Source organism: Streptomyces sp. NPDC050085 (assembly GCF_044460595.1).
In the GTDB taxonomy this organism is placed as follows: domain Bacteria; phylum Actinomycetota; class Actinomycetes; order Streptomycetales; family Streptomycetaceae; genus Streptomyces.
Map to the genome: position 1 here is coordinate 348,414 of NZ_JBITJZ010000001.1, position 17,954 is coordinate 366,367.

The 17,954-nt window shown below is 71.3% G+C and carries 10 protein-coding genes; 7 read left to right on the plus strand and 3 right to left on the minus strand.

Annotated features, from left to right (window positions below; translation table 11 throughout):
• Positions 1–4: 4 nt before the first annotated feature.
• Positions 5–2,230 (minus strand): alpha-xylosidase, encoded by a 2,226-nt coding sequence (gene yicI, locus ACIBUY_RS01465; protein WP_399151363.1) that lies wholly within the window; start codon positions 2,228–2,230, stop codon positions 5–7.
• Entirely contained in the window at positions 2,227–5,058 is a 2,832-nt protein-coding gene (locus ACIBUY_RS01470) for a glycoside hydrolase family 3 C-terminal domain-containing protein (protein ID WP_399151364.1), read from the minus strand. Before ACIBUY_RS01470 ends, yicI begins: the two co-directional genes overlap by 4 nt.
• Positions 5,059–5,304: 246 nt before the next feature.
• On the opposite strand from ACIBUY_RS01470, the gene ACIBUY_RS01475 reads away from it, so the two are divergent.
• Genes ACIBUY_RS01475 through ACIBUY_RS01500 form a run of 6 tightly spaced genes read left to right on the plus strand, consistent with a single transcriptional unit; the run spans position 5,305 to position 13,936 of the window.
• A complete protein-coding gene (locus ACIBUY_RS01475) occupies positions 5,305–6,984 on the plus strand; it encodes a Tat pathway signal sequence domain protein (RefSeq protein ID WP_399151365.1) in 1,680 nt (559 codons plus the stop codon).
• A complete protein-coding gene (locus tag ACIBUY_RS01480) occupies positions 6,984–8,012 on the plus strand; it encodes an ABC transporter permease subunit (RefSeq protein WP_365574767.1) in 1,029 nt (342 codons plus the stop codon). The genes ACIBUY_RS01475 and ACIBUY_RS01480 overlap by 1 nt, the downstream gene beginning before the upstream one ends.
• Positions 8,009–8,935, plus strand: coding sequence for a carbohydrate ABC transporter permease (locus ACIBUY_RS01485; RefSeq protein WP_365574764.1), 927 nt, complete (start codon positions 8,009–8,011; stop codon positions 8,933–8,935). Before ACIBUY_RS01480 ends, ACIBUY_RS01485 begins: the two co-directional genes overlap by 4 nt.
• Before the next feature lie 8 nt (positions 8,936–8,943).
• On the plus strand, positions 8,944–10,968 hold the full coding sequence (locus ACIBUY_RS01490) for a beta-galactosidase (RefSeq protein ID WP_399151366.1): 2,025 nt from the start codon (positions 8,944–8,946) through the stop codon (positions 10,966–10,968).
• Positions 10,958–13,171, plus strand: coding sequence for a glycosyl hydrolase family 95 catalytic domain-containing protein (locus tag ACIBUY_RS01495; protein WP_399151367.1), 2,214 nt, complete (start codon positions 10,958–10,960; stop codon positions 13,169–13,171). The genes ACIBUY_RS01490 and ACIBUY_RS01495 overlap by 11 nt, the downstream gene beginning before the upstream one ends.
• A 42-nt stretch (positions 13,172–13,213) precedes the next feature.
• Positions 13,214–13,936, plus strand: coding sequence for a hypothetical protein (locus tag ACIBUY_RS01500; protein ID WP_365574756.1), 723 nt, complete (start codon positions 13,214–13,216; stop codon positions 13,934–13,936).
• Between the two features lie 18 nt (positions 13,937–13,954).
• Here the strand turns inward: ACIBUY_RS01500 and ACIBUY_RS01505 are convergent, their stop codons facing one another.
• Positions 13,955–14,974 carry a LacI family DNA-binding transcriptional regulator gene (locus ACIBUY_RS01505; protein ID WP_365574753.1) on the minus strand — a complete coding sequence of 340 codons (1,020 nt, stop codon included), beginning with the start codon at positions 14,972–14,974 and terminating at the stop codon, positions 13,955–13,957.
• Between the two features lie 244 nt (positions 14,975–15,218).
• Here ACIBUY_RS01505 and ACIBUY_RS01510 point away from each other — a divergent pair, with 244 nt between their 5' ends.
• Positions 15,219–17,945, plus strand: coding sequence for a hypothetical protein (locus ACIBUY_RS01510; protein WP_399151368.1), 2,727 nt, complete (start codon positions 15,219–15,221; stop codon positions 17,943–17,945).
• The last annotated feature ends 9 nt before the right edge of the window (positions 17,946–17,954 follow it).

Here is a 17,954-nt window from a genome sequence, read left to right on the forward strand (position 1 = left end):
GCGGCTACAACTCCCTTACCTGATAAGGGAGTTCAGTCCCGCTCACCTCCACCCGGACCGCCCCGCCGTCCGCGTCCCGGAGCACCCGGTACGCGGCGGCGGGGTTCCCGTCGTGGCCCGGCACGGTCACCGTCACGTCCCGCGCCTGCGGCGTGACGAGCAGCGTCAGGCCGTCGGGCCAGTCGCCGTCCGGGCGCCGGTCGTCCGCGCCCATCGGCAGCACCGCGCCCGGGCGCACGTACACCGGCAGGCTGTCGAAGCCGTGCGTCTCGCGGCGCCAGCAGGGGCCCTGCACCCGCTCGCCCGTGAGGAGCTGCGTCCACGTGCCCTCCGGGAGGTAGAACTCGACGTCCCCCTCCTCCGTGAAGACCGGGGCCACGAGGAGGTCGGGGCCGAGCAGGTACTGGCGGTCGAGGGTGCGGCACGTCGGGTCGTCGGGGAAGTCGAGCACCATCGGGCGCATCACCGGGACGCCGGTGCGGTGGGCCTCGACCGCGGCACCGTACAGGTACGGCATGAGGCGGTGCTTCAGGAGGGTGAACTGCCGTGCCACGTCGACCGCTTCCTCGCCGAACGCCCACGGGACGCGGTACGAGACGTTGCCGTGCAGCCGGCTGTGCGAGGACAGCAGGCCGAAGGCGAGCCAGCGCTTGAAGACCGCCGGGTCCGGGGTGCCCTCGAAGCCGCCGATGTCGTGCGACCAGAAGCCGAAGCCCGACAGGGAGAGCGACAGGCCGCCGCGCAGCGACTCTGCCATCGCCGTGAACGAGGCGAAGCAGTCGCCGCCCCAGTGCACCGGGAACTGCTGGCCGCCGACGGTCGCCGAGCGGGCGAAGACGACCGCCTCGCCGCTGCCCCGCTCCTTCTCGAGCAGCTCGAAGACAGTGCGGTTGTAGAGCTGCGTGTAGTAGTTGTGCATGCGCTCCGGGTCGGAGCCGTCGTGCCAGACGACGTCGGTCGGCACGCGCTCGCCGAAGTCCGTCTTGAAGCTGTCGACGCCCATGTCGAGCAGGCCGCGCAACTTGCCCGCGTACCACTCGCGGGCGGCCGGGTTCGTGAAGTCCACGAGCGCCATGCCGGGCTGCCACAGGTCCCACTGCCACACGTCGCCGTTCGGGCGGCACACCAGGTGACCCGCGGCCGCGGCCTCCGCGAACAGCGCCGACTTCTGTGCGATGTAGGGGTTGATCCACATGCTGATGCGCAGGCCGCGCGCCTTGAGGCGGCGCAGCATGCCGACCGGGTCGGGGAAGACGTCCGGGTCCCAGGTGAAGTCCGACCACTGGTACTCGCGCATCCAGAAGCAGTCGAAGTGGAAGACGGTGAGCGGGATGTCCCGCTCGGCCATGCCGTCGACGAACGACGTCACGGTCGCCTCGTCGTACTCCGTGCAGAAGGAGGTGGTGAGCCACAGGCCGAACGACCAGGCGGGCGGCAGGGCCGGGCGGCCGGTCAGCGCGGTGTAGCGGCGCAGCACGTCCTTCGGGGTGGGGCCCGCGACGACGTAGAACTCGACGGACTGGTCCTCGACGCTGAACTGGAGCTGCCCGACGGACTCCGAGCCGATCTCGTAGCTCACCTTGCCCGGGTGGTTCACGAGGACGCCGTAGCCGCGCGAGGAGAGGTGGAACGGCACGTTCTTGTAGGCGAGTTCGCTGCTGGTGCCGCCGTCGGCCTGCCAGATGTCGACGGTCTGACCGTTCTTGACGAACGGGGTGAAGCGTTCGCCGAGGCCGTAGATGTGCTCGCCGACGCCGAGGGCGAGCTGGGTGACCATGTGGTGGGCGCCGTCGGGGGTGGTCATGAAGGCGGCGCCCTTGCGGTCAAGTCCCGCGAGGCGGCGGCCCGTTGTGGTGTCGAGGAATTCGAGGCCCCACTCGCCCGCCGTGTCGAGACGCAGGGTGAGCGGACCCGTCGCGAGTTCGACGACGGAGCCTTCGCGGGTGACGCGGGCGCCGCTGCCGTCCTCGGTGGGCTGCAGCTCGAAGTCGGGGCCACGGCGCTTCTTGCCCGCGTGATGCGTGATGCGGACGCCGATCACCCCCTCGGCGGGCGAGAAGCAATCGACCGTGATGAGCGGCTCGTTGAGGGTGTCGCCCCGGCCGCTGACGTGGCGTACGGCGGCGTACGCGCTGAACCGGTCGGCGGTGGCCCGTACGTCACGGACCTCGGTGGCGTACGCGGCGCGCACCCCGTCGCGCATCCGCCAGAAACCGTCGGTGAACTTCATGCGTCGATCCCCCGTGACGTGTCGTCGGTTCCCCGTGGCAGGAACGTGAGGCGGGCGAGGCGGACGTCACCGCTCAGCCGGACCCGCAGGTCGCGGATGCCTTCGGCGGTGAAGTCGGCGTCCAGTGTGACGTACGTGTACGGCCCACCCGTAGCCGGGACGGTGACCGGTTCGGCGCCCTCGACGGTGACAGTGCCCGCCCCGGCGACCTCGAACCGGACCGCGCGGACGCCTTCGGTGCCGAAATCGCAGGCGCGGTAGAGGAGTTCACCGGTGCCGGTGACGGCGTCGCCGCGCGTCTTGGCGCGGTCGACGATCTCGGTTCCGTTCTGTTCGTCGTACGTCGCCGGGTCCAGGCCCTGCTCGACGACCGGCCGCGGCACGGGCGCCTCGCCGTCGACGGTCAGCCGGGCGGTGAGCCGGATGTCCTCGCTGGAGGCGCCGACGAGCAGTTCGTACGTGCCCTGGGCGACGCTCCACCGGCCGCGCGCGGCGTCCCAGTGGCCGAGCTCGGCGAGCGGCACCGTGAACGTGACGCGCTCGGCCGCACCGGCGTCGAGCGTGATCCGGCGGTATCCGGCCAACTGGCGTTGCGGGCGCGGCACTTGGGCGTCGAGTGCGCGGACGTACAGCTGCGGGACCTCGTCCGCGGTGCGCGTCCCGGTGTTGGCGACGGTGACCGTGCATTCGAGGCTCTCGGCGGCGCGGCGCACGAAGAGCCCCTCGTAGGCGAACTCCGCGTACGACAGGCCGTGCCCGAAGGGGTAGAGCGGCCGCCCCTCGAAGTAGAGGTAGGTCTGCCGGGAGCCGATCACGTCGTAGTCGAGCAGGTCGGGCAGGTCGGTGTCGGCGGCGTACCAGGTCTGCGGGAGGCGTCCGGCGGGGCTGACGTCACCGGCGACGACCCGGGCGAGCGCGCGGCCCGCGGCCTGGCCGCCGTGTGCGGTCCACAGCAGCGCGGGGAGTTCGGCGGCCGCGTCGGGCACGGCGTACGGGTAGGCGCTGACCAGGGCGAGCGCGGTCCGCGGGTTGGCGGCGCGGGCGGCGCGCCACAGGCGGTCCTGGTGCGCGGGCAGGGCGAGCGTGGTGCGGTCCTGGGTCTCTCGGCCGTTGATGTGCGGATCGTTCCCGGCGACGACCAGCACGACGTCCGCGTCGGCGGCGGCACGGGCCACGGCGTCCGCGCCGCGCTCCACGACATCGACCTCAAAAGTCGTGCCCTGGTCGGCAACCTTCACGCCGTCGGCGGCGACCTGTACGTACCCGCCGGTTCCCACGTGCTTGAGGAGGTGTCCGTTTCCATGCGGTTCCAGGGTGAACGCCTCCTGGACGACCCAGCCGCCGGGCTGCTCGGCGGACGCCCGCACATACCGGTCGTCGGCGACGGAGAGGTAACGGCCGTCGGGGGCGCGCAGCGTGAGGACCCCGTTTTCCGAGTCGCCCCAGTCGACCAGGGCGAGCGTGCTGCCCCGGTCGGGGTCGGTCGTGAGCGGCGGGAGATCCGTGCGGCCCGCGAGGAGCGCCGGGTCGAGCGCGCCCTCGGCGCCGCGGGCCTCGGACGGGGCATCGGCCTCGGGGACGTACAGCCAGCCCTCCTCGCAGCGCAGCCGCACCCGGTCCACGCCCTCGGCGAAGGTGACGCGATCGGCGCCGAAGCGCTCCAGGACGCCGTCGAGCGGGGTGGAGCGGTGGATGAAGGTGCCGCTGTACCAGTCGGCCTTGCACTCGTCGGCGAGGAGTCCGACGACGGCGATGCGGGTGTCGTCGGCGAGCGGCAGCAGTCCGTCGTTCTTGAGGAGCACGACGGCCTGTTCGGCGGCTTCCAGGGCGAGGGCACGATGGGCCTCGCTGTCGAAGTCCCAGTCGCCGTCGAAGGGTTCGGTGTCCGCGAACTCGCCGAGCCGGGCCCGGACATCGAGCTGACGGCGGACCGCGGTGTCGATGTCGGCCTCGGCGATCAGGCCCTGGTCGAGGGCGCCGCGCAGCCGGCTCACCATCGTCGTCGAGTCCGTGCCGTGGTCGGTGAAGCTGTCGACGCCCGCGATGAGCGCGGCGGCGGTGGCCTCCTCATGGGTGTCGAAGTAGTGCTCGGAGTCGACGAGATTGCTGGGCGCGGTCGCGTCGGAGCAGACCATGAGCTCCTGCTCGGTCCAGGTCCGCAGGTGCTCCTCGAGATACGGGGAGACGTGGTTGGGGCGGCCGTTGACCAGGTTGTAGGCGGGCATGACGCCGGCGACAGCGCCTTCCTCGACGGGCCGCCTGAAGGCCCTGAGGTCGTACTCGTGCAGGACGCGGGGGCGCACGGACGAGCTGGTGGTGTCGCGGTCGGTCTCGTTGTTGTGGGCGAGCCAGTGCTTGAGGACGGGGGCGGTGCGCCAGTACGTGGGGTGGGTGCCGCGCAGGCCGCGCGTGTACGCGGTGGCGATGGCGGCGGTGAGATGGGGGTCCTCGGAGTAGCCCTCCTCGTTGCGGCCCCACAGCGGGTGGCGCAGCAGATTGACCGTCGGCGCCCAGACGTTGAGGCCGACCCGGTCGTCGCGCCCGCGCATCGCCCGGACCTCGGCGGAGACGGCGTCGCCGACCCGGCGCACCAACTCGTCGTTCCAGGTCGCGCCGAGCCCGACCGCCTGCGGGAACACCGTGGCCCGGCCCATCCAGGCGACGCCGTGCAGCGCCTCCTGTCCGGTGCGGAACGGGGCGAGGCCGAGGCGCTCCACGCCCGGCGTGAACTGGTGCAGGAGCGCGATGCGTTCGTCGAGCGTGAGCCCGTCGAGGAGAGCGTCGACGCGCTTGCCATCAGGAGAGGCGTTGGGAGGCAGTTCGGTCACGTGTGGATCCCTTGACTTGGCGTGCCAGTGGGTGGAGACGATCTTCGATGGAGGGTGCGGAAAGAATCTTCGAAGCGCTTCGATGCTCCGTACAACGCCTGTCGAGTGTCAAGTACATTGCACGGAACCCGTGTTCAGGAATCCGATGCACGAACCTTGTGACCCCCGGAAGCGGTCCCTTAACCTCGCTGCAATATCGAAGCGCTTCGACAATATGTGCGACGCGTTGCCCGAAGGGATGCTGCAATGACGCCGAACTTCCCCTCCCCGAACCCCGGTCCCAGCCGGAGAACCTTCCTCGGCTCGACGGCGGCGGTCGCCGTCGCGGTGGCCGGCGGGGGCTCGTTGCTCGCCGCGTGCGGCGGGTCGGAGAACACGGACCGGGAAGGTGCGACCTCCGCCAAGAACGCGCAGAAGCTGCTGCCGTCGTTCGTCGCCAGCAAACTCGCCCAGCCCGACATCCCCGCGAAGAACGGCTCGCCCGCCGGCTACACGCAGAAGGTGGACCTGTCGGCACTTGAGACCTCGGTGCCGGAGAAGCTGGGGACCGGCACTTCCTTCAAGATAATGTCCCCGTTCTGGGGCTCCCCGCCCAAGCCGGACTGTGCCTACTACACCCAGCTCGACAAGATCGCCGGAACCGACATCACCTGGCAGAACCAGGACGGCATGAAGTACGGCGACAAGCTCGGCGCGATCCTCGCCTCCAGCTCCATACCCGACATGGTCGTCATACCGAGTTGGGAGCTGACCGGCAAGATCCCCAGCGCGGTCACGTCCAAGTTCATGGACCTCAGCCCCTATCTGGCCGGCGACAAGGTGAAGAAGTACCCCAACCTGGCGGCGATCCCCTCCGACGCCTGGCGCATGGGCATTTTCGGCGGCGCGCTGCGCGGCATCCCCATGCCCATGGCCATCGCCGCCGGCAACGCGCCCTTCTACCGGAAGGACATCTTCGACAAGAAGGGCTGGCAGCCTCCCAAGTCGCCCGACGAGTTCCTGAGCTGGGCCAAGGAGGCCACCAGCGCGAGGGCGAAGGTGTACGCCTGCGGCGACATGTGGTGGATCGCGCAGAGCATCTTCGGCCTCCAGCCCGCGGGAACGCCCGGCTGGAACATCGGGGACGACGGCAAGCTGACGTACCGCATCGAGCACCCCGAGTACCTCGAGGCCCTGGAGTGGACGCGCAAGCTGTTCGACGCCGGCGTCGTCCATCCCGATGACAAGGCACGCACGGGCGACCCGGGCCAGCGGTTCACCGCGGGCCAGGTCCTCGTCTACCAGGGCAACCTCGACGACTGGTACCGCAAGACCGCCGAACAGGCCACGTCCAACCCGGACTTCCGCATCGAGGCCTTCGACATCTTCGGCGCCGACGGCGGCAAACCGGTGCTGTATGCCGGGCAGCCCGCCACCATCTGGTCCTTCATCCGCAAGGGCGCCTCCAAGGACGTCGTCCTCAACGCGCTCGCCGCCGCGAACTTCTCAGCCGCGCCCTACGGCACCAAGGAGCGGATGCTCGTCGACTACGGCATCGAGGGCACCCACTACACCGTCAAGAACGGCGTCCCGGTCAAGAACGACCGCGGCAACGCCGAGGTCCTCAACGCCTGGGCGATGCTGGCGCAACCCGCCCCGTTCACCGCACACCCCGACTTCCCCGAGGTCGCCCGCAAGCAGGTCGAGTGGCAACAGCGGCAGGGCGCTTCCATGAAGAAGACCTCGACGTTCGGCATGAACATCATCGAACCGTCCCGGTACGCCAACCTCGGCACCCCGTTCGAGCAGCTGGAGCTCGACTACGCACGCGGCAACAAGAAGCTGTCCGACGTGCAGCAGGCCATCTCCACCTGGAAGTCGTCGGGCGGCGACAAGCTGCGGGACTGGTACAAGAAGCTCCTCGACGCGAACGGCAGTGCCAACTGATGTCCATCACGACCGGGAGCAGGCCCGGTGGCACGCGGCTCCCGGCGACCGTCGAGGAGCCGGCCGCCGCGCTCGCCGCGTCGAAGAAGCGTGCGCGCTCCACCATCCCCTGGCGGGGGCGATGGCGCCGGGACCGGGTGCTGATCCTCATGACGCTGCCCGCCGTCATCCTTGTCCTCGTCTTCAACTACGTACCTCTGCTCGGCAACGTCGTGGCCTTCCAGGACTACGACCCCTACATCTCCAGCAACGGCGTCACTGCGATCTTCCACAGCCCGTGGGTGGGCATCGAGCAGTTCAGCCGCATGGTGGACGACGCGTTGTTCTGGGAAGCGGTCAAGAACACGCTCGTGCTCTTCGTGCTCCAGCTCGTGCTGTTCTTCCCCGTCCCCATCGCCCTCGCGCTGCTCATCAACAGCGTGATCCGGCCCCGGGTGCGGGCCGTGGCACAGGCGATCATGTATCTGCCGCACTTCTTCTCGTGGGTCCTCGTCGTCACCGTCTTCCAGCAGATCTTCGGCGGGGCGGGCATCATCGCCCAGACCCTCCAGGACCACGGCTGGGGCGGCTTCGACCTGATGACCAACGGCAGCCTGTTCAAGTTCCTGGTGACGGCGCAGGCCGTGTGGAAGGACGCCGGCTGGGGGATCATCGTGTTCCTCGCCGCGCTGGCCGCCGTCTCCACGGATCTGTACGAGGCCGCCGCCATGGACGGCGCGGGCCGCTGGCGCCGCATGTGGCATGTGACCCTCCCGGCGCTGCGCCCGGTGATCGCGCTGCTCCTCGTGCTGCGGGTCGGCGATGCGCTCTCGGTCGGGTTCGAGCAGTTCCTGCTCCAGCGTGACGCGGTGGGCACGGGCGCCAGTGAGGTCCTCGACACGTACGTGTGGAGCATGGGCCTGCAGAACGGGGACTTCAGCTACGCGGCCGCGGTCGGCCTGGCCAAGGGCGTCATCGGCATCTGTCTCGTGCTGGCCGCGAACAAGTTCGCGCATCTGCTCGGCGAGCAGGGGGTGTACCAGAAGTGAGTCTCAACACGCAGTTGATCCGCAGCCTCCAGGCGCCGCCGCGGCCCGTGTGGGAGGAGCCCCCGAGCAAGGCCGGGCTCACCCTGAAGAGCGGCTTCCTCGCCCTGTGCTGTCTCGGCGTGCTCGGCCCGCTGTGGATCGTCATCGTCACCAGCCTCTCCCCGAAATCGGTGATCGACCGGGTGGGCGGCCTGGTGGTGATCCCGCAGGGCATCACCTTCGTCAACTACAAGGAGCTGCTCAGCGGCGGCCAGGTGAGCCGGGCCGTCATGGTCTCGGTCGGCGTGACACTGTTCGGCACGCTGTTCTCGATGGCCGTGTCGGTGCTCGCGGCCTACGGACTGTCCCGGCGCGGCAGCCTCGGCCACCGGTTCTTCCTCATGACGTTGATGGCGACGATGTTCTTCGGCGCCGGCCTCATCCCGACGTACCTGCTGGTGCAGTCGCTCGGGCTCACCGACACCTATCTGTCGCTGATCCTGCCGACCGCGGTGAGCGTCTTCAACATCCTGGTCCTGCGGGCCTTCTTCATGGGCATCTCGCCCGAACTCACCGAGTCGGCCCGCATCGACGGGGCCGGGGACCTGCGGATCCTGCTCACGATCGTCATGCCGCTGTCCCGCGCGGTGCTCGCCGTCATCTCCCTCTTCTACGCGGTCGGGTACTGGAGCTCCTGGTTCAACGCCTCCATCTACCTCAGCGACCAGCGGATGCTGCCGCTGCAGAATGTCCTCATCCAGCTCGTGATGCGGCACACCGAGGCGCCGACCGGCCTCCAGGAAGCGGTCCGCACGGGTCAACTCTCCCCCCTGGGGCTCCAGATGGCCGTCATGATCCTCGCCCTGATCCCGGTGGCCATCGCCTCGCCCTTCGTCCAGCGCCACTTCAAGCAGGGCATGTTGACCGGAGCGGTGAAGGGATGACGGAAGAGATGACGGAAAGGACGGCGGTCTCCAGAATGCCGATCGCCCCCGACGGCCGCCTCCTGTTCGGCGGCGACTACAACCCCGAGCAGTGGCCCGAGGAGGTCTGGGCCGACGACGTCCGCCTCATGAAGGAGGCCGGGGTCAACTCCGTCACCGTCGGCGTCTTCTCCTGGGCGAAGCTCGAACCACGGCCCGGGGCACGGGAGTTCGGCTGGCTCGACCGGCTGATGGACCTGCTGCACGCGCACGGCGTCGGCGTGGTCCTGGCGACGCCGACCGCATCGCCGCCGCCGTGGCTGGGCCGACTCCACCCGGAGACGCTGCCGCGCGACGAGAACGGGCAGACCGTGTGGTGGGGCTCGCGGCAGCAGTTCGCCCACTCCTCCAGCGCCTACCGCCGCTACGCCGCGGCGATCACCGAGGACCTCGCGAAGCGGTACGGGAACCACCCGGCCCTGCGGATGTGGCACATCAACAACGAGTACTGCACCTTCGACTACGGAACCGAGTCGGCCCGCGCCTTCCGTGACTGGCTGCGCGCGAAGTACGACACGCTGGACGCCCTCAACGAGGCCTGGGGCACGGCCTTTTGGAGCCAGCACGTCGAGACGTGGCAGGACGTCATCCCGCCGCGTCGCGCCCAGTACATGCGCAACCCCACCCAGGTCCTCGACTTCCGCCGGTTCACCTCGGACGCGCTCATGGAGTGCTACGTCGCCGAACGGGACATCGTGCGGCGGCACTCCCCCGCCCACGTCCCGGTCACCACGAACTTCATGCCGTTCTGGACCGGGCAGGACGCGTGGGCGTGGGCCGAGGAGGAGGACGTCGTCTCCGTCGACGCGTACCCGGATCCGCGGGACCCGCTGGGCGGCCAGTACAACGCCATGATCGCCGACATGACGCGCAGTCAGGCCCGGGGGCCGTGGATGCTGATGGAGCAGGCGGCGGGCCCGGTGAACTGGCGCGGGGCCAACCACCCCAAGCCGCCGGGACTGAACCGGCTGTGGTCGCTGCAGGCCGTGGCGCGCGGCGCGGACGCCGTCTGCTACTTCCAGTGGCGCCAGTCCCGGCAGGGCGCGGAGAAGTTCCACTCGGGGATGCTCAGTCACGCGGGCGAGGAGGGGCGGACGTTCGCCGAGGTGCGGCGGATCGGCGCCGAGCTGACCGGACTCGGGGCCGCCGCAGGTGCTCAGGTCCCCGCCGACATCGCGGTGTTGCACGACTGGCACTCGTGGTGGGCGGGCGGCCAGGAGGGCCGGCCGTCGTCGCACGTCGCGTACGAAGAGGTGGTGCGGGCCTGGCACCGGGCCCTGTGGGAGGCGCATCTGACCGCCGACTTCGCGCACCCCGGGCACGACCTGTCCGCGTACAAGATGGTGGTCGTGCCGCAGCTGTACCTGCTGAGCGACGCGGCCGTCGAGAACCTGGTGGCGTACGTGGACGGGGGCGGGACGCTCGTCTCCGGGTTCTTCACCGGGGTCGCCGACCCCGACGACCGGGTGCGGCCCGGCGGCATGGACGCCCGGCTGCGGCAGCTGTTCGGCATCCGCACCGTGCACGAGTGGTGGCCGCTCGAGCCCCAGGAGACCGTGCGGTGCGGCGAGTTCGGCGGCACGCTGTGGTCGGAGGAGCTGGCCGCGGCGGACGGCGCCGAGGTGGTGGCCGCGTACCGGGGCGGTGAGCTCGACGGTTTCCCGGCCGTGCTGCGCCGGGGCCGGGCCTGGTACCTCTCCACGCTTCCCGAACCTCCGGCCCTGCGCGCGCTGCTCGCGGACGCGGCCGCCGGAGCGGGCGTACGGCCTCCGCTGTCCGGCCTCCCCGCAGGCGTGGAGGCCGTACGCCGCGGCGAGCTGCTGTTTCTGCTGCACCACGGGCGCGGCGAGGTCACGGTCGCGCTGCCCGACGGGGCGGCGTACCGGGATCTCCTCACGGGCGAGGAGCACACGGGCTCCGTGCCGCTCGGCCGGTTCGGCGTGGCGGTCCTCGGGCCCGTGTCGAAGGTGGCGCGGGGGTCCGGTGCCGCCTGAACATCCGCACGGCACGTGGGAGCAGGTGCCGGCCGGACGCTGGGAGGACGCGTTCCTCAGCGGCAACGGCCGGCACGGCGCCCTCGTGTTCGGTGATCCGCACGACGACCGGGTGATCGTCACGCACCATGCGCTGGTCCGCCCGGACGCCGGCCCGCAGCCACGCCCGCCCGCGCTCGCCGCCCAACTCCCCTCCCTGCAGGACCGGTTGCTGGCCGGTGACGTGAGCGCCGCCGAACGGTTCACGGACGGCCGCGAGCTGCGGTGGGTGCGCGCGTTCCATCCGGCGTTCCAGACGCGGTTCGTCCGCGACAGCTTGGTGTGGCGCGGCTACCGGCGCACGGTCGACTTCGCGACGGGCGTCGCCGAGGCGCGCTGCGGCGGCTGGCACAGCCGGGTCTTCGTGTCGCGCGCGGACGACGTCCTCGTGCAGTACGCCACCGCGCCGGGCCTCGACGGGGAACTGTCCCTGGACCAACGGCTCACCGGGGCACCGGCCCGGCTCGGGGTGGGCCGGGGTGTCGTACTGACCGCGCAGGGTGCCCAGTTGACGCTGCGCTGCCGGTATCCGCAGAGCGACACGGCGTACACGGGGGTGACGCTCGCGCTCGTCGACGGCGGGCGCACCTCGATGGGCCGCACGGGTGTCCGGGTCGACGGCGCGACCGGGCTTCTGCTGCTCACCCGGGTGCGGCGGCACCTCGGGGAGCTCGACGCGGCCACGGAGGCGGCCGCGCTCGGCGATCTGGTGGTCGGGGACGGCGATCCGGCGGCGACCTACGCGGAACTGCTCGCCCGGCACGAGACGCCGCACCGCGCCGCGTACGAGCGGGTGGCCTTCGACCTGAACGCGCCGCGCACCGAACGCGGCCTGTCCGGCAGCGCGCTGCTCGAACTTCCCCGCAGCCACGCCCTGTTGGAGCGGCTGTTCGCGGCGGGCCGCTACCACCTGCTCAGCTCGTCGGGGGCGCTGCCGCCGCGACTCACGGGGCTGTGGACCGGCGAGTGGGACACCGCGTGGTCGGGGGCGTTCACCACGGACGCCAATCTCAATCTGCAGACGGCGTCCGCGGTCGCCTGCGACCTTCCGGAGGTCACGCAGGCACAAGGCGCCCTGATCCAGGGCCAGTTGGCGGACTGGCGGGACAACGCGCGGGAGATCTTCGGCGCCCGGGGCATCGTCGCGCCCGCGCACACCGACGGCGAGTCGGGGCACGCCTACCACTTCCAGCGCGCGTGGCCGATGCACCTGTGGACGGCGGGCGCCGACTGGCTGCTCACCCCGCTCGTAGAACAGGCCGAGACGACCGGCGAGCGGCCCGCCTGGCTCGCCGCGGCCGTCACCGAACTCGCCCTGTTCTACGAGGACTTCCTCACCCGCACCGATCCCGACGGGCGCGTGGTGATCGTCCCGTCGTACTCACCGGAGAACCGCCCGGCGAACGCGAGCTGGGGCACCCTCAACGCCACGATGGACATCGCGGCGGCCCGGCACGCCCTGCGCACCGCGGCCGCCTGGCACCCCGGGCCCGACGGCGACCGGTGGAGCGCGCTCGCCGACCGGCTGCCCGACTACCGGGTCAACTCCGAGGGCGCACTGGCCGAATGGGCCTGGCCGGGCCTCGAGGACGCCTACGACCACCGGCACCTCAGCCACCTCTACCCGGTGTGGCCGCACCACGACATCAACCCGTACGACACCCCGGAGTGGGCCAAGGCCGCGCACCGGGCCCTCGAACTGCGGGGCGCCGAGAACGACTCGGCGCACGGCCATCTGCACCACGCCCTGGTCGCGGCCCGGCTGCGCGACGCGGGGCGGGTCACCGACGCCCTGCAGCACGTCCTGACCGGCGACTACTTCCACCGCTCGCTGATGAGCGCGCACTACCCGCGCCGCGACGTCTACAACGCGGACGCCGCGCACACCCTGCCCGCGCTGCTCGTCGAGTCGCTGCTGCAGTCCACTCCGGACCGGCTCGTCCTGCTGCCCGCACTGCCGCCCTCGTGGGCGCGCGGCTCGGTGACGGGCCTCACCACCCGGTTCGGCGCGCGCGTCGACCTGACGTGGGGCGGCGGCACCTGCACGGCCGTGCTGCACCCGTCGCGTGACGCGCACGTGGACCTCAAGACCCCCGTCCGCGGACCCGGGCGGCTGCGCCTGGCCGCGGGCGAGGACCGCGAACTCACGGTGAGGACGCGGTAGTTCACCCGGGCATTTCCCCCCACCGACCATGGAAGGGACACCATGGCACACACCTCACGCAACAGATCTCTGAGCCGCCGCACCGTCCTCGGCTCGTTCGCCGCGGCCGGGGCGGCGCTCGCCCTCACCGCGTCACCCGCTCAGGCGTTGGTCTGGTCGTCGTCCGACCAATGGGGCAACTACACCACGTCGGACGGCTACACCCTCTACAACAACATCTGGGGTTCGGGCGCGGGATCCCAGTCGATCTGGGCCAACTCCTCGTCCAACTGGGGCGTTTGGGCCAACCACCCGAACACGGGCGGCATCAAGTCGTATCCGAACGCGAAGAAGGTCGTCGGCAAGAAGATCAGCGCGCTGTCCTCCCTCAAGAGCAGCTACAACGTCAGCGTGCCGTCGTCGGGCGCGTACAACACGTCGTACGACATCTGGGACAGCGGCCACGCCAACGAGATCATGCTGTGGGTGAACTACAACGGCGCGGTCGGCCCGCTCGGCAGCTCCATCGGCAACGTCACGCTCGGTTCCCACACGTGGACCGTGTACGTGGGATCCAACGGGGCGAACAACGTGTACTCGTTCCTGCGCACGTCCGACTCCACGTCGGGGACCGTCGACATCCTCGCCGTCCTCAAGTGGATGAAGGACACCAAGGGCCTGATCGGCGACGCGACCATCGGTGACGTGCAGTTCGGCTACGAGATCACGTCGTCGTCCGGCGGTCTGAACTTCGTGACGAACAGCTTCGGCGTAACCAGCAGCTGAAGCCCCTGTACGCGCGGCTCAGACGCCACCGACGGGCGCCTGGGCCGCGCTTTCGCGCACGGTCAACTCCGGTGCGAGCAGCGCCACTTCACTGCCCGAGCCGCGCCCCTCGATGCGGGCGACGACCTGCTCGACGGCGCGCCGCCCCATCTCCTGCGCGGGCACGGCGACGGAGGTGAGCGGCACCGAGGCGTGCGCGGCGACCTGCTCGGGGCAGACGGCGACGACCGACACGTCCTCGGGCACGGCGCGGCCCGACTGGCGCAGCAGGGCGAGCAGCGGGTCGGTCGCCGCCTCGTTCTGCACGACGAACGCGGTGGTGCCGGGCCGCTCGTCGAAGATCCGCGACAACGTTGCCGAGACGGAGGCGTACGAACCCTCGCACGGGCGGTGCAGCAGCCTGAGCCCCAGCTCGTTGCTGCGCTCGCGCAGGCCGGTCAGCGTGCGCTCGGCGAAGCCGGTGCGCCGCTCGTACACCGCGGCGGCCTCGCCGATCACCGCGATCTCGCGGTGCCCGAGGTCGGCCAGGTGCTGGGCGCAGGCGGCGCCCGCCGCGGCAAAGTCGAGGTCCACGCAGGTCAGTCCCGTGGTGTCGGCGGGCAGACCGATGAGGACGGCGGGGCGGCTCGCGGTGCGCAGCAGCGGCAGCCGCTCGTCGTCCAGCTCGACGTCCATCAGGATCATGGCGTCGGCGAGCGCGCTGCCCTCGATGCGGCGCACCGCCTGGGCGCCCTCCTCGCCGGTGAGCAGCAGGATGTCGTAGCCGTGCGTGCGGGCGGCGGTGGCGACGGCCATCGCGATCTCCATCATCACCGGCACGTACATGTCGGTGCGCAGCGGCACCATGAGGGCGATGATGTTCGACTTGCTGCTGGCCAGGGCCCGCGCGCCCGCGTTCGGGTGGTAGCCGAGCTTGCGGACGCTGTTCTCGACGCGCTCGCGGGTGGCGGCGGAGATGGACCGCTTGCCGCTGAGGACGTAGCTCACGGTGCTGGCGGAGACTCCGGCGTGCCGGGCGACCTCTGCGAGCGTGACCATGTCGTTCTCCTGAGCCGTGACGAGGGGACGCCGAAGCGAAGCGATTCGACGGGGCAGGTTGCCCGTTGACTGTTCGGAATGCCGACCCTATGGCGATCAACGGGTACCTGTCCATAAGTCTGTCGAAGCGCTTCGACTACGGGACGGAGCCCCGACGACTCCGCTCAGGGTACTGACAGGGTGCCTTGATCGGACAGGAGCGGGGCATACCCTGGTGGGCCTACTGGTACCGGAGGGAGCGCGGGTGAGCGAGCACGGCGGTGGGGGTGGCGAGACCTCGTACAACTCCGTGGCGGGCGGGACCGTGGTCCACGGTTCCGTGATCCAGGCGCACCGCATCGAGTCGCTGCACATCGACCAGTACGTGCCGCCGCCGGCGCGCCAGCTCCCCCACGACACGGGCCCGTTCGTCAACCGGGTGCGCGAGTTGGACCAGTTGCACTCGGTGGCCAGGACGGCGGACGGCCCGAGCGGCCCGCGCACCGTGCTGCTGACCGGGCTCGGCGGGATCGGCAAGACCAAGCTCGTGGCCCACTGGGCGCACCTCGGGGACCTGCGGGAGTGGTTTCCGCGGCATCTGTACGTCGACCTGGAGGAGATGCGCCGGGACGGGGCCGTCGATGTCGCGGCCGTCCTGCGGGGGTTCCTGACCGGCCTCGGTGTGCACCGGGAGCTGCTGCCCACCGACCGCCCCGGGCTGACGGCGCTGTACCGCAGCATGACGGCCACCGGGCGGGTACTGGTCGTCGTCGACAACGCCCAGCACGCGGCCGAGGTGCGCGGACTGACGCCCGGCCAGGGCCTGCTGGTCGTCACCAGCCGGAAGCTGCTGACCGCCCTGGTGACGCGGAACGGCGCGGTGCCGATCGTCGTGGAGCCGCTCGACAAGACGGCCGGCGTGGAGTTGGTGCGCGAGTGGTCGAAGGACGCGGCCGAGACGACCGCGGCCGAGCTGGTGCGATTGTGCGGCGGGCTGCCCCTGGCGCTGCTCACCGCGGGTGACTGGCTCGCGGACCGGCCCCATCTGGGCCTGGAGCACGTGGTGCGCACGCTCGCGGCCGAGGACCTGCTGACCGCCGACCCCACCGACGGGAGCCCCTCGATGAGTTCCGTCCTCGACGCGGTGCACGACCAACTGCCCGTCGCCGCGCAGCGGTTGTACGCCCTGGTGGGCGCCGCCGACCTCGTCGACCTGACCCACCCGCTCGCCCGGGTCGCGGCCGGTTCGGACGCGGACGCGGACACGGCGATCGGCGCCCTGGTCAACGCCCATCTCGTCACGCACACCGGCGAGGGCCACGACCGGTACCGTCCGCACGACCTGGTGCGCGCGCACGCGCGGGCCGTGGCGGGCCGGCTGTCCGCGCCCGAGCGGCAGGAACTGCTGGCGGACGCGGTCGACCTGTATGTGGACCTGACGGCACACGCCGACCAGGTGGTGGGCGGCAGCGGCCGGTTCAGGATGCAGCCGCGGCCCCGGCCCGTCGGCCATGACCTGTTCGGCACGCGCGCGCAGGCGCTTGACTGGCTGGACGCCGAGAGCGCCAACCTCCGGGGGATCACCCGGGCCGCCATGGCGGGGGAACGGCACGACGCGGTGTGGCGGATCTGCGAGTCGCTGTGGCCGTGGTTCAACGCCCGCCGCCCCTTCGCCGCCTGGCTGGAGCTCCAGGACAGGGGTGTCGAGGCGGCGCAGTGGCTGGGGCGGCGCGACGTCGAGGTGCGGATGCGCAACCAGCTCGCGCGCCACCACTACACGCTCCGGGCGTTCGACGACGCGGAGCGGGAGCTCGCCGTGGCGGACGCACTGCTCGACCTCGTCGACGACGCCGTCCTGCACGGCATGGTGCACGAGACCCGTGGACTGACCGCTCTCGCGGTCGGCCGCGACCAGGACGCACTGGCCCTGTTCGAGCGCGCGCTGCACGCCAACCGGCGTGCAGGAGACGCCCATGGCATCGCCGTCCAGACCTACAACCTCGCCCAGGCCCGGATCGCCGCCGGGGACTTCACCGCCGCCCTTGCCCTGCTCGACGAGGTCACGGCCCTGACGGACACGGGCTCACCGATGCGCACCAAGATCGACCTGGTCCGCGCGCGGGCGCTGCGCGGGCTCGGTGACCTCGACGCCGCCCTCGACGCGGCGATCACCGCGGCGGAGCTCGCGGCCCTGGACCGGCTGACCCTGCTCGCGGCGACCGGCCTCGACGAACTCGACCCGCTCTCCCCCGCGGCGGCGTTCGCCCGGCAGGCCCCGCGCCTCGACCCCGAGGGCGATCTGTACGCGCAACTCCTCGACGCGGAGCGGAAGTTCGACCGCGGGGCGCTGCGCCCGGTGATCGACGGCCAGCTCGAGGACGTGGACCGGTCGGGCGAGCTGACCCGGGAGCGCATGTACGCGTTCCTGGCGGGGCGCGGGGTGCGGCCGCCCTCGACGCCGCCCGTGCCGACCCCGGTGCCGGAGCCGGAGCCGGTCGAGGGGCGCCCCGCGGCGACGTACGACGTGACGGGCGACGCGCATCCCGACGGCGTGGTGGACCTGGAGCGGCGCCCCGTGGTCGCCGGGCACCATCGCGAGGCGCGCGGCTTCTACGCGGCCGCGGTCGAGCAGGGGCATCGCCAGTGGCGGCAGTCGGCGGAGGTCGTGGCCCGCACCGCGGTGGACGCCGATGCCGAACTGCCCGCCGTGGACTGGCTGTCGACGGCCGCCGATGACTTTCCCGACCAGGACGTGCTGGTCGCGGCGGTCGACGAGGGGCGGGCCCTGGTGCGTCCGCGCGGCGGCCCCCTCCTGGAGGCGCACGCCGAACGCACGTGGGGCGCGGCCCGTCCCGCGCTCGATCCGCTGCTGCTCGGTGCGGCCGTGCACGTGTGGCTGGTGGGCGGCGGCAGCGAACAGCGTTTGCTGGACGGCCTGTTGGTGCGGACGGGGCGCCGTCACGTGCGGATCGGGTTCCGCGCCGCACCCTGATCGCTTCGG

What these genes read in the sequence shown, in the direction of transcription:
- yicI (WP_399151363.1), bottom strand. Translation starts at nt 2,230, where the DNA reads ATGAAGTTCACCGACGGTTTCTGGCGGATGCGCGACGGGGTGCGCGCC.
- ACIBUY_RS01475 (WP_399151365.1), top strand. Translation starts at nt 5,305, where the DNA reads ATGACGCCGAACTTCCCCTCCCCGAACCCCGGTCCCAGCCGGAGAACC.
- ACIBUY_RS01480 (WP_365574767.1), top strand. Translation starts at nt 6,984, where the DNA reads ATGTCCATCACGACCGGGAGCAGGCCCGGTGGCACGCGGCTCCCGGCG.
- ACIBUY_RS01490 (WP_399151366.1), top strand. Translation starts at nt 8,944, where the DNA reads ATGACGGAAAGGACGGCGGTCTCCAGAATGCCGATCGCCCCCGACGGC.
- ACIBUY_RS01500 (WP_365574756.1), top strand. Translation starts at nt 13,214, where the DNA reads ATGGCACACACCTCACGCAACAGATCTCTGAGCCGCCGCACCGTCCTC.
- ACIBUY_RS01505 (WP_365574753.1), bottom strand. Translation starts at nt 14,974, where the DNA reads ATGGTCACGCTCGCAGAGGTCGCCCGGCACGCCGGAGTCTCCGCCAGC.